We start from the raw sequence: 11,062 nt of genomic DNA, 5'->3' as shown, positions 1-11,062 counted from the left end.
CGAACCCTCCCACAAGGTTTTCAGGTTGTCCGTCGGAAGCCCGCTCTCTAGTCTTTCCCCGTCGCTGGCCATTCAGCGACCGGGAGGTGAGATGCCCGGCTGTTCAATTTGGAAACTAACGCCAGCGCCCCCATAATTGCCGCCAGCTCAGGCTGTCAGCAGTTCTTTATGGCGGTTATGTGCGGGCAGGCTTCGGTCTGGCCGGGTTTAGTTTCCTTACCGGTAATCTCACTCCGTACATAGCTGCCACCTCATTCCACGGGTGAGATCGGGAATGAAGGTGCAATTTCATAAGGAAATGCGTGATGGATAAATTGATACCCGACCCACCCTCAACAACCCCACTCGCCGACGCCAGGCGCGCCGAAGACCAAGCCAGAAACGAGCAAGCCGTCAAACGGGCCCTCGATTTCTACCTCAACCCGGAACCCCACAAGCGCCGTCAGCCGAGTGCGATGTACACGGTCTGCCCGAACATCGGCAACGAGAACCTGTTGGCCGACGCTTGCGAGTCCCTGGCGTCGGCCAGCATCCTGGTCAGCCATTTCGCCAATGAGCTCAGCGGCCCGCATCGCAGCATGGCATTGGGGATCCAGCAGATCGTCATGCTCGCCGAGCTGGCGGTGAACCGGGCGCTGGACCGGGTGGTGCCGTTGGCGTGAGGCCGGACCGTTCCGCCCATCGAACAGTCCCGACAGGAGGCCGGCCGTTCCCTTTTTCGGGGCTGTAAAGTGGTGGCGCGCAGGTATACTGCGCGCTTTCGCGGCTCCCTTCCGGAGCCGACCTCCCGCCTCCCCGGAGCCACCATGACTGCCCCCACCGACGACGCCGTGACCGACGCCCCGGCCGTTCAACCTGACGCCAGCGAAACCCCGTCGGCCATCCCGGCCTTCAAGTTCCCGTTCAAGCCCGGTGAGCTGGCCGCCGCCAAGGGCTCCAATCAGCCGTGGTACAAGAACGGCGCCAAGAACGGCCACACCAAAGTCCCCGGCATGGCGCCGCCCGGCACTCGGCGGTCGATGGGCAAGCGCTGATCCGGCGCCGATGTGCGGCCATCGGCTGCGATTTTCCGTCGCAGTGATGGCTAATTGCTCAGATCCTGAGCCAGATCAACGTTTATCCAATGAGTGCGCTTAGAGTCAGCAGCCCTGCCGACTCTTTCCAATAAAACGAGCGCGCTCTCCATGAAGATCAATCTCCCGGTGACCGGGCGCAACGTCGATGTTGCGCCCGATGCGAACATCCTCTCGACCACCGATCTGAACAGCGCGATCACCTACGCCAACGACGACTTCATCAACATCTGCGGTTACGGTCGTGACGAGCTGTTGGGTGCGCCGCACAACCTGCTGCGCCATCCGGACATGCCGCCCCAGGCGTTCGCCCACATGTGGCAGACGCTCAAGCGCGGGCGTTCCTGGATGGGGCTGGTGAAGAACCGCTGCAAGAACGGTGATCATTACTGGGTCAGTGCCTATGTCACGCCGGTGACGCAGAACGGCGCGGCGGTGGAGTACCAGTCGGTGCGCACGCGGCCGGATGCGCGGCTGGTGGCGGCGGCGGAGCGGGCCTATGCGCAGCTGCGTGAAGGTCGCACGTCGCTCTGGGCGCGCCTGCCGGTGCCGGGGTTGCGGGGGCGGATCACGGCGCTGGCCAGCGCGTTGCTGGCGCTGGTGCTGGGCACCGAGGCGTGGCTGCGGCCGGAGTCGCTGTGGATCGATGCCGGGGCGTTCGTGGTCGGCAGCGCGGTCTGCGCCCTCGGCGTGGGTTGGCTGCTGCGGCCCCTGGAACGCTTGACCGCGCGGGCGCAGACAATCGCCGATAACCCGTTGAGCCAAGGCATCTACACCGGCCGGCGGGATCAGTTCGGCCAGATCGAGTTTGCCTTGCAGATGCTGGAGGCCCAGGTCGGCGCGGTGGTCGGGCGGATCGGCGACGCTTCGCAGCGTCTGGCCGGGCACGCCGCGCAGTTGGTCGATCACCTGCACAGCAGCCACACCAGCAGCCTGGCCCAGCAGGCGGAGACCGATCAGGTGGCGGCGGCGATCCATCAGATGGCGGCCAGCGTCGCCGAGGTGGCCAGCCATGCCCAGCAGGCGTCGGTGGCGGCGGACATGGCCGGCACGGAAACCCGTGAAGGGCATCTGCTGGTCGGCGAAAGCCGCAGCGCGGTGCTGCGCCTGGCCGAGGAGCTGGGCCGGGCGACCGAGGTGATCCATCAGCTGGAAGGCCACAGCAGCGAGATTTCCGGGGTGCTGGAGGTGATCCGCAGCATCGCCGAGCAGACCAACCTGCTGGCGCTCAACGCCGCCATCGAAGCGGCGCGGGCCGGGGATGCCGGGCGCGGGTTCGCGGTGGTGGCCGACGAAGTGCGCGGGCTGGCCCAGCGCACCCAGCAATCGACCAACGAGATCCAGCGGATGATCAGCACCCTGCAGAACGGCGCCCGGGATGCGGTGCTGGCCATGCAGCAGAGCGGCGAGCATGTGGGCAACAGCGTCGAACAGGCGAAGCGCGCGGCGCAGGCATTGGACGGGATCAGTGGGCGGGTGGGGCAGATCACCGAAATGAGCCTGCAGATCGCAGCGGCGGTGGAGGAGCAGAGCGCGGTGAGCGAGGACATCAACCGCAACATCGTCAGCATCCGCTCGGCCTGCGAGGTGACGGTGGACGAAGGGCGGCAGAGCCAGGCCAATTCGCAGGACGTGGCGGGGCTGGCGGGGGATCTGCGGTCGTTGGCGCGGGAGTTCTGGGGGCGGCGTCAGGTCCGGGATTAAGGGTGTTCCGGCCGGCCTCATCGCCAGCAGGCTGGCTCCCATAGGTGACATGGGCGGGCACAAAATCTGTGAACGACCGGGATCCCTGTGAGAGCCAGCCTGCTGGCGATGGCGGCAGTCCAGGCACCGCAGGTGACATGGGCGGGCACAAAATCTGTGAACGACCGAGATCCTTGTGGGAGCTAGCTTGCTAGCGATGAGGCCGGCAGCCCCGATGCAAGATCCGGATCAGGCCGCCCGCAACGGAATGAAGGCATAGGTCAGCGCCGGCTCCGTCACCACCTGCGCCCCCGCCGCCTGCACTTGCCCGGCAATGTCATCGCCCGAGACATGGAACTGCCATTCGCCGGGCGCCTCGGCCAGCGGTTGCGCCGTCACTTGGTCGATCACGCCGGCCAGCGCCGCCATGTCCGGCAGGTAGGCGGTGAAGCCGTCGCCCTTGAGCGCCGTGGTGCGGATGCCGAGCCGTCCGCAGACCGCCTCCTTGATCCGGATGTCATCGCGGTCCGCCTGGCGCGACCGCTGGATCAGTTCCACCAGTTCACGATCCGCCAGCTCGCCGCCGACGATCAGCGCCGGCCCCTGGGTCCAGGATTCCGGCGGGCAGTCCTTGGCGGCGGGATTGAGCGGGATGTGCGGGTTGATCTCCGCCGGGTAGATGCGGCACACCAGCGGGCGGCGTTCGTAGATGCGGCACAGCTTGTCTTCGTCAAGATTCCGGCAGGGGCCGACGTTGTAGGCGGCGAAGGTGATCGCCACGTGGGCGTGCGCCATGCCGCTGCGCACCGCCGCCGAACGGCGTTCGGCGTGCTCGCGCTGCTGCGCCGGCAAGCCCAGTCCGTTGCCGAGGAAGGCCTCCACCAGCACGATCACCTGACCGCCGTCCGCCGCCCACATGCGGGTCTCGGCCAGGGTCAGGGGGACATGGTGGTCGGTGCAGCATTTGCCGCAGCCTACGCAGGAAAACGTCGTATTCATTGAACGGCCAATCTTCGGTCAGGAGGTGAAACGGCGACGGAAAGCCGCCGTGCTGAGCCCCGGCGAAGCAAGTTGCACGCCATTCAACGGCCTTTGGCGGTCGGGCGGACCGAGTCCCATTCGGTGACGTAGGCGGTCTTGGCCTTTTTGTCGTACAGGCACAGCTCGGTGCCTTGCTGGCCTTTCATGTGTTTTTGCGGGTATTGGCCCTGGAGCAGCAGGGCGGTGTAGCCGACGCGGTCGTCGAATTGCGCGGCGGTGCCGACGGGCTTGGGGGCTTTCAGGCCGCTGGCCTGGGTGCAGGCGGCGAGTACGGCCTTGTCGTGGGCGGCCCAGGCGTCGGGGCTGGAGGCGTGGGCCAGCGGGGCGAGGGCGACGAGGCAGAGCAGGGTGATGGCTTTCATGGTTCGGCATCCTTGGGGGTGGGTGTCCAAGGTTCGGAGTATGCCTGATGGGTGGCGGTTGTCAGTGCTGGCCATTCGAGGGCACTGCTCTGTGGCGCCTTCATGGACGTCATCGCCAGCAGGCTGGCTCCCACAAGGTTTAGCGGTGAACAACCTTGCGGCATTCTGGGAGCCAGCCTGCCGGCGACCAGATCAGTCGGGCACGGGCTCGCGGCGGACCACGTACATCCCGGCGCTTTCGTACAGGCGTTGTGCGCGCAGGTTGTCTTCCAGCACCTTCAGGTCGACGCAGCCTTCGTGGCGTTCCTGAAACACCTTGAACACCTTGAGCAGCAGCGCCCGGCCCAGTCCCCGGCCCTGGAAACCGGGATGCACCACCAGATTCTTCAGGTAGGCGCTGGTCCAGCATTGCGCCACGCCGACGATGCCCTCGGCATCGCTGGCGATCAGGCACAGCGCCGGGTCGTATTCCGGGTCGCTTTCAAACTGCTGTTGCCAGAGATCCAATGTCGGCACCCGGCCGCCGCCTTCGCGGTAGCCGAGTTCCATCAGGCGGTGGACCGCCGGCGCCAGTTCGGCGCGGTAGGTGGTGAGTGCGATGCCGTCCGGCCAGACGATGGCCGGCACGTCCTGGCTCAGGTCGCGCCGCATCAGGTAGCAGAACGTTTCGGCCACCCTTCAATGGCCCTGGGCGGCGACGTACTTGGCCGCTTCGATCAGGCAGTGGGTGAGCTCCGGCGAGGAGAACTTGGTCAGCACGCCGTTGGCCCCGGCCTGGCGGGCCTTTTCGCTGTTCATCGCGCTGTCGAGCGAGGTGTGCAGCAGCACGTACAGGTGGGCGAAGTCCGGGGTTTCGCGCAGGGTGCGGGTGAAGGCGTAGCCGTCCATCTCCGACATTTCGATGTCCGAGACGATCAGGTTGATCTGCTGCGCCGTGCCCTGCAGGTCCAGCAGGCAGCCGATGGCTTCCTTGGCGCTGCGGGCGGTGTGGCATTCCAGGCCGAGGTTGCGCAGGGTGTGCACCGATTGCTGGAGCGCCACCTGGCTGTCGTCCACCACCAGGATCCGCGCATTGCCCAGCACTTCGGCGTCTTCCATGCTCAGTTCGGTCGGGGTCAGGTCGATTTCCACCGGGGCGATGCCGTGGATGACCTTTTCGATGTCCAGCACCTGCACCAGCGTGCCGTCCACCGAGGTCACGCCGGTGATGTAGGCGCGCGAGCCGCCGGAGCCGAAGGGCGGCGGCTTGATGTCGGTGGTCAGGCAGTGGACGATCTTGCTGACCGCCTGCACGTGCAGGCCCTGTTTCGAACGGCTGACGTCGGTGACGATCAGGCAGCCGCCGTTGGGGTCTTCCAGCGGCCGTTCGCCGATGGCGCGGCTGAGGTCGATCACCGACAGCGATGCGCCGCGCAGGGTGGCGATGCCTTTGACGTGGGGGTGCGACTCCGGAAGCCGGGTCAGCGGCGGGCAAGGGATGATTTCACTGACTTTCAGCAGGTTGATCGCCATCAGCTTGCCGCTGCGCAAGGTAAACAGCAGAAGCGAAAGTGAATCTGCGCGGGCTTTGTTGGAAGACATAAAAACCTTCTGTTGAAAAAGGTGAGCGGCGATCCACGGATCGCCAGCAGGTATCGATGCCGGGTTATCGACTTGATGCCGGCAGGCTTTAGGGATTCTGGCGCCAATCCGACGGCGTGGCGGTCATTTCATCCCCAGCCTCTTGGCCAGCCGGCCCAGGTTCGCCCGGTCCAGGCCCAGTTCGCGGGCGGCGCTGGCCCAGTTGTCCCGGTGGCGCTCAAGGGCCGCGCCGATCAACTGCCGCTGGTACTGCTCGGTGGCGCTGCGCAGGTCCCCGGCCATCAGGGGCGCGGCGGCCGCGGCGGCCGGTGGCGCGAGGTTATCCACAACCTCGCGGGGCAGGTCGAGGTCCGCCGCATGCAAGGTCAGGATCTTCGGCCGCACCTTGCAGTTGCCCAGCGCCTTGAGCGCGCTGCGGCCGATCAAATGTTCCAGCTCGCGCACGTTGCCCGGCCAAGTGTAGGCCAGCAGCGCCTCCTGGGCGTCGCCGCTCAGGCGCAGACTGCCCAGGCCCATGCGCGAGCGGTTCTGCTCCAGGAAAAAGCCGCTGAGCAGCAGCACGTCGCGGCCCCGGTCGCGCAGGGCCGGCACCCGCAGCGGGTACACGCTCAGGCGGTGGTAGAAGTCGGCGCGGTAGCGGCCGTTGCGCACCTCTTCGGCGAGGTCGCGGTTGGTGGCGGCGATCAGGCGCACGTCCACCTGATGCTCCTTGTCCGACCCCAGGCGCTGCAGTTGGCCGCTCTGCAGCACCCGCAGCAGCTTGGCCTGCACGGTCAGCGACAGTTCGCCGACCTCGTCGAGGAACAGCGTGCCGCCGTTGGCCAGTTCGAACTTGCCGCGCCGGTCGGAGGTGGCGCCGGTGAAGGCGCCGCGCACGTGGCCGAACAGTTCGCTTTCCACCAGCGTGTCCGGCAGGGCGGCGCAGTTGAGGCTGATGATCGGCTTGTCGGCGCGGGGCGAGGCGGCGTGGATCGCCTGGGCCACCAGTTCCTTGCCGACCCCGGTCTCGCCGGTGACCAGCACGGTCAGGTCGCTGCCGCCGACCAGTTGGATCTCTTCCACCAGGCGTTTGTGGGCCTTGCTCTGGCCGATCATTTCCCGCTGCTGCTGGCCGCTGGCCTGGCGGTAGACCTCGGCCCGCTGGTGTTCGTCTTCGGCACGCAGCGCCAGGCGTTCGATGCGTTCGGCGGCGTTCACCGTGGCCGAGGCCAGGCTGGCGAAGGCTTGCAGGGCGTCGAGCTCGATCGGCTCGAAACGCTCGGGGTCGAGGGCGTCGAGGGTGATCAGGCCCCACAGCCGCTCGTCGACGAACAGCGGGCAGCCGAGGCAATCGTGGACTTCCAGGTGGTCGGCCAGCCCGTCCACCAGGCCGTCGTAGGGGTCGGGCAGTTCACTGTCGGCGGCGAAGCGGGTGGGGCCTGCGCCCGCCAGCAGCACTTCGAAGCGCGGGTGCTCGCTGACCCTGAAGCGCCGGCCCAGGGTGTCGGCGCTTAGGCCGTCCACCGCCAGCGGCACCAGGCAGTCGCCGTCCAGGCGCAACAGGGCGGCGGCGTCGCAGGGCAGCAGGGCGCGCATGGCTTCGAGCAGGCGTCGGTAGCGCTCGCCCTCGGGCAATTCGCGGGACAGGTCGGCGACCAGAGGCAGCAGGGCGGTGAGCAGGGGTTTGGCGGACATGGGTGTAGTCATTCGGACTCAGTGTAGTCGGCGTGACTATACGTGGGACTGTGTCGATATGACTACGTTATTTATAACTTATTGATTTTATTGAATTAAAAACTTGGCACGAAAGCTGAAACGTTCAAGGCACTATTCAAGAAAGCCCAGGAGTCATCCTTATGCTTAGCGTTCAGGACCGTGCAATCATCAAATCCACCGTGCCGCTGCTGGAGAGCGGCGGCGAAGCGCTGATCACCCATTTCTACCGCATGATGCTGTCCGAATACCCTGAGGTGCGCCCGCTGTTCAACCAGGCCCACCAGGCCAGCGGCGACCAGCCTCGGGCCCTGGCCAACGGCGTGCTGATGTACGCCCGCCACATCGACCAGCTCGACCAGTTGGGCGATCTGGTGGCCAAGATCATCAACAAGCACGTGGCGTTGCAGATCCTGCCGGAGCATTACCCGATCGTCGGCAGTTGCCTGCTGCGCGCGATCTCCGAAGTGCTGGGCGACGAAATCGCGACGCCTGAGGTCATGAGCGCCTGGGGCGCGGCCTACGGCCAGCTCGCCGACATCCTGATCGGGGCCGAATCCGCCATCTACGACCAGAAGGAACAGGCGCCCGGCGGCTGGCGCGGGGCGCGGGAGTTCATCGTCGCGGCCAAGGTCGAGGAGAGCGCGGAAATCATCTCGTTCTATTTCGAACCGGCGGACAAAGGGCGGATCCTCGCGGCCGAGCCGGGCCAGTACATCGGCATGAAACTGATCCTCGACGGCGAAGAGATCCGCCGCAACTACTCGCTGTCGGCGCTGGCGAACAACGGCCAGTACCGCATCAGCGTCAAGCGCGAACCGGGCGGACGCGCCTCCAACCACCTGCATGACCAACTGCACGTGGGGGCGAGCATCCAGCTGTTCCCGCCGTCGGGCGAGTTCACCCTGGCCGCCGGCGACAAGCCGCTGGTGCTGATCAGCGGCGGCGTAGGCATCACGCCGACCCTGGCGATGCTGGAGGCGGCGCTGGAGACCGAGCGTCCGGTGCACTTCATCCACTGTGCGCGCAACGGCGGCGTCCATGCGTTCCGCGACTGGGTCGACGGGCTGGCCGCGCGGCATCCGCAGCTCAAGCGCTTCTACTGCTATGCCGAGGACGACGGCGTGAGCCCGGCGGCGGACAAGGTCGGGCTGCTGAGCGAGGAGCAACTGGGCCAATGGCTGCCGGCGCAGCGTGACGTGGACGCCTACTTCCTGGGGCCGAAGGGCTTCATGGCTGCGATCAAGCGCCACCTCAAGGCGCTGGGGGTGCCGGAGCAGCAGAGCCGTTACGAGTTCTTCGGGCCGGCGGCTGCGCTGGAGTGATCTGAAACCCAGCGGCCTTCATCGCGGGCAGGCTCGCTCCCACACCGATCTGTGTCACACACAAATCCTGTGGGAGCGAGCCTGCTCGCGATTGGCCGTGATGCGGTCTCGATTCTTAAAAAGTGTTTAAAGGTTAATCGTTTCTTAACCGGTTTATCGTTTATTCCCCGATGCTGATGATAGGCGCTCGTTCGTTTACAGGATCAGGATCGCCCCATGTCGCACCTCACTTTCTCCCGCCGTTTCAGCCTGGCCGCATTGGGCCTGTCGGTTGCCTTGCTCGCCAGTCCGTTCGCTTCTGCCGAATCCGCCTTGATCAAGCCCCAAAGCCTGATCGTCGACCGGAGCCTGCCCAAGGCGCAGCAAGAGGCGATGGAGCTGGCGGCGCGGCGCTACGGCAGTTTCTGGAATTCGGGCGAGGAGGCGTTGGCCACGGCGGCGCTGTCGCCGCAGTTCGTCGACATGACCCCGCCGGAAGGCCGGGTGCAGGGGCCGACCGGTCCGCTGCTGGCGTCGAGGTTCTTCCGCACGGCGGTGCCGGACCTGAGCTGCGAGATCGAGCAGATGATCGTCGCCGGCGACCGCGTGGTGGTGCATCTGCACTTTCGCGGGCATTTCACCGGCACGTTCAAGGCTCTCAAAGGTCAGGGCCAGCGTGTAGACTTCCGGGCAACCGATATCTATCAGATCGACAATGGCCGGATCGCGGCCAATTGGCATATCGAAGACAACATCAGCCTGATGGCGCAATTGCAGGCGCAGGCGCCGGCCGGCTGAACCATGGACATGAAAGGGAAACGCGATGAGCGAGGAAACGATTCGGTTGGGACGTGAGCGGCGCTGGCTGGTGCTGCTGGGCATCATCTGCCTGGCGCTGATCGGCGGGGCGCTGTACATGCAGGTCGTGCTGGGCGAGGCGCCTTGCCCGCTGTGCATCCTGCAGCGCTATGCGCTGCTGCTGATCGCGCTGTTCGCGTTCATCGGTGCCGCCATGCGCACCCGCCGCAGCATCACGGTGTTCGAGGTGCTGGTGGTGATCTGCGCACTGGCCGGCGCCGGTGTGGCCGGGCATCACGTCTACACCCAGTTCTACCCGGCGGTGAGCTGCGGCATCGATGTGCTGCAGCCGATCGTCGATGACCTGCCGCTGGCGAAGGTCTTCCCGCTGGGCTTCCAGGTGGACGGTTTCTGCTCGACGCCGTACCCGCCGATCCTCGGTCTGTCGCTGGCCCAATGGGCGCTGCTGGCGTTCGTGCTGGTGGTTGTCCTGGTGCCGCTGCTGACCTCGCGCAACCGCAAGGCATTGCGCTGAGTCAACTTTTCCCAGGGTTTGCCGATACATCGCGGCGCCCCGATTTCCGGGTTCGGAGATCGGGGCGCCGCGCCTTTCAGGGTCTGTGTGAAAACGCCGTGACGAACGGCAATGAACGGTGCGGCAAGTGTGCGACATGTTGTCACACGCGTTGCGCCGCGGTGTCGTTTTCAGGACAGGGATGACGCAGGATCAGGCAAGCGGACGGTTCTGTTTCGGCATTTGTCAGCGTTTATTCAGATTCGTTCGGACAGGCAGTTTTAACAGCCTCTGGCAATTGGCCAGAACCCTTTGGTTATCGGGGTTTACGCCGATCGGAGATTGAGAAAATGCCGTCGGAGCTGTCTGAACTGACGCGGGTACACCTACATTTTTTGGTGTTTTTGTTGAGAATCGATTTCGATACCATGCGCCACTTTTGCAAAAACGGTGATGGATTGTTGCTCTGAGGGATAAAAATTATTTCGGGATGAGACATGGTGTCGGGGGCGCTACCTCACTACAATCGCCCGCACTGAATTCCCGGCACTGCCCGTCCTTATAAAGGCACAGGCAGGAAGTCGGGTATCGAGGCGGCCATGAGGCCTGTTGCGATACCCAGGTGTCGGTGCCTTCCAACTTTCCGCACCAAATGGAATTGGTCTGTAACAAGGCCTTTGACCACGAATTCGAATAAGAACTGACCGCTGTCCCAGGATTTGTCGGGCGTCTGACGCGCGACGGGCGGCCCTTATTCAATCCAAAGAAAATGCCAACCCTTGGCAGGGTGAAGTGTTGGCGATCAAAACCCAACTGCATTGCGCAAGCTGCTTTAGAGGTCGTGAGATGAGTAAAAACAGGTACCCCAGATTACTAGGCCTAGTGCCGCTGCTCGGCACGTTGCTGCTGGGAGGCTGCATCATGACCTTGCTCAATCCAACGGGCCAGATCGGCCTGGAACAGCGCAACCTGTTCATCACCGCCACGCTGCTGATGCTGTTGGTCGTGGTGACG

Annotated in this window: 11 protein-coding genes and 2 pseudogenes; 8 read left to right on the top strand and 5 right to left on the bottom strand. The window is 65.1% G+C overall.

Features of this window, described 5'->3' with window-relative positions; all coding sequences use genetic code 11:
• Nucleotides 1-305: 305 nt before the first annotated feature.
• The 4 genes and pseudogenes from ACIP0B_RS26565 (at nucleotide 306) to ACIP0B_RS26550 (ending at nucleotide 2,777) form a co-directional block, all read left to right on the top strand.
• Nucleotides 306-662, top strand: a complete 357-nt coding sequence (locus tag ACIP0B_RS26565; RefSeq protein WP_400837741.1) for a DUF6124 family protein — start codon at nucleotides 306-308, stop codon at nucleotides 660-662.
• A gap of 144 nt (nucleotides 663-806) precedes the next feature.
• A complete protein-coding gene (locus tag ACIP0B_RS26560) occupies nucleotides 807-1,034 on the top strand; it encodes a hypothetical protein (RefSeq protein ID WP_400837738.1) in 228 nt (75 codons plus the stop codon).
• Between the two features lie 150 nt (nucleotides 1,035-1,184).
• A pseudogene (locus ACIP0B_RS26555) lies at nucleotides 1,185-1,466 on the top strand (PAS domain-containing protein); the annotation flags it as partial.
• A gap of 207 nt (nucleotides 1,467-1,673) precedes the next feature.
• Complete coding sequence (locus ACIP0B_RS26550; RefSeq protein ID WP_400837746.1) at nucleotides 1,674-2,777, top strand: methyl-accepting chemotaxis protein; 1,104 nt, start codon at nucleotides 1,674-1,676, stop codon at nucleotides 2,775-2,777.
• 228 nt (nucleotides 2,778-3,005) lie between these two features.
• On the opposite strand, the gene ACIP0B_RS26545 is transcribed toward ACIP0B_RS26550, so the two are convergent.
• The 5 genes from ACIP0B_RS26545 to norR form a co-directional block, all read right to left on the bottom strand.
• Nucleotides 3,006-3,755: a YkgJ family cysteine cluster protein gene (locus tag ACIP0B_RS26545; RefSeq protein WP_400837735.1), complete on the bottom strand. Its 750-nt coding sequence runs from the start codon at nucleotides 3,753-3,755 to the stop codon at nucleotides 3,006-3,008.
• Between the two features lie 83 nt (nucleotides 3,756-3,838).
• Entirely contained in the window at nucleotides 3,839-4,159 is a 321-nt protein-coding gene (locus ACIP0B_RS26540; protein ID WP_400837732.1) for a hypothetical protein, read from the bottom strand.
• Between the two features lie 192 nt (nucleotides 4,160-4,351).
• A complete protein-coding gene (locus tag ACIP0B_RS26535; protein ID WP_400837744.1) occupies nucleotides 4,352-4,810 on the bottom strand; it encodes a GNAT family N-acetyltransferase in 459 nt (152 codons plus the stop codon).
• Between the two features lie 27 nt (nucleotides 4,811-4,837).
• Nucleotides 4,838-5,740, bottom strand: coding sequence for a chemotaxis protein CheV (locus tag ACIP0B_RS26530; protein ID WP_400837729.1), 903 nt, complete (start codon nucleotides 5,738-5,740; stop codon nucleotides 4,838-4,840).
• 123 nt (nucleotides 5,741-5,863) lie between these two features.
• Entirely contained in the window at nucleotides 5,864-7,414 is a 1,551-nt protein-coding gene (norR, locus tag ACIP0B_RS26525) for a nitric oxide reductase transcriptional regulator NorR (protein ID WP_400837726.1), read from the bottom strand.
• A gap of 161 nt (nucleotides 7,415-7,575) precedes the next feature.
• Between norR and hmpA the strand changes: the two genes are divergently transcribed.
• From hmpA to ACIP0B_RS26505, 4 genes and pseudogenes are all read left to right on the top strand, one after another.
• Complete coding sequence (hmpA, locus tag ACIP0B_RS26520; protein ID WP_400837723.1) at nucleotides 7,576-8,757, top strand: NO-inducible flavohemoprotein; 1,182 nt, start codon at nucleotides 7,576-7,578, stop codon at nucleotides 8,755-8,757.
• A 216-nt stretch (nucleotides 8,758-8,973) separates the two neighbouring features.
• Nucleotides 8,974-9,534 carry an ester cyclase gene (locus tag ACIP0B_RS26515; RefSeq protein ID WP_400837720.1) on the top strand — a complete coding sequence of 187 codons (561 nt, stop codon included), beginning with the start codon at nucleotides 8,974-8,976 and terminating at the stop codon, nucleotides 9,532-9,534.
• 25 nt (nucleotides 9,535-9,559) lie between these two features.
• Nucleotides 9,560-10,069 (top strand): disulfide bond formation protein B, encoded by a 510-nt coding sequence (locus ACIP0B_RS26510; RefSeq protein WP_400837717.1) that lies wholly within the window; start codon nucleotides 9,560-9,562, stop codon nucleotides 10,067-10,069.
• Between the two features lie 825 nt (nucleotides 10,070-10,894).
• A pseudogene (locus ACIP0B_RS26505) lies at nucleotides 10,895-11,062 on the top strand (cytochrome o ubiquinol oxidase subunit II); the annotation flags it as partial.

The organism is Pseudomonas sp. NPDC089534 (assembly GCF_044749305.1).
GTDB classification, from domain to species: domain Bacteria; phylum Pseudomonadota; class Gammaproteobacteria; order Pseudomonadales; family Pseudomonadaceae; genus Aquipseudomonas; species Aquipseudomonas ekonensis.
Note: the sequence above shows the minus strand (reverse complement) of the source record. Positions and strands in the feature narration are given on the sequence as shown.

Bases quoted from the DNA above. Each gene is read 5' to 3' on its own strand.
- ACIP0B_RS26565 (WP_400837741.1), top strand. From the start codon at position 306: ATGGATAAATTGATACCCGACCCACCCTCAACAACCCCACTCGCCGAC.
- ACIP0B_RS26560 (WP_400837738.1), top strand. From the start codon at position 807: ATGACTGCCCCCACCGACGACGCCGTGACCGACGCCCCGGCCGTTCAA.
- ACIP0B_RS26545 (WP_400837735.1), bottom strand. From the start codon at position 3,755: ATGAATACGACGTTTTCCTGCGTAGGCTGCGGCAAATGCTGCACCGAC.
- ACIP0B_RS26530 (WP_400837729.1), bottom strand. From the start codon at position 5,740: ATGTCTTCCAACAAAGCCCGCGCAGATTCACTTTCGCTTCTGCTGTTT.
- ACIP0B_RS26535 (WP_400837744.1), bottom strand. From the start codon at position 4,810: ATGCGGCGCGACCTGAGCCAGGACGTGCCGGCCATCGTCTGGCCGGAC.
- norR (WP_400837726.1), bottom strand. From the start codon at position 7,414: ATGTCCGCCAAACCCCTGCTCACCGCCCTGCTGCCTCTGGTCGCCGAC.
- ACIP0B_RS26515 (WP_400837720.1), top strand. From the start codon at position 8,974: ATGTCGCACCTCACTTTCTCCCGCCGTTTCAGCCTGGCCGCATTGGGC.
- ACIP0B_RS26540 (WP_400837732.1), bottom strand. From the start codon at position 4,159: ATGAAAGCCATCACCCTGCTCTGCCTCGTCGCCCTCGCCCCGCTGGCC.
- ACIP0B_RS26510 (WP_400837717.1), top strand. From the start codon at position 9,560: ATGAGCGAGGAAACGATTCGGTTGGGACGTGAGCGGCGCTGGCTGGTG.
- hmpA (WP_400837723.1), top strand. From the start codon at position 7,576: ATGCTTAGCGTTCAGGACCGTGCAATCATCAAATCCACCGTGCCGCTG.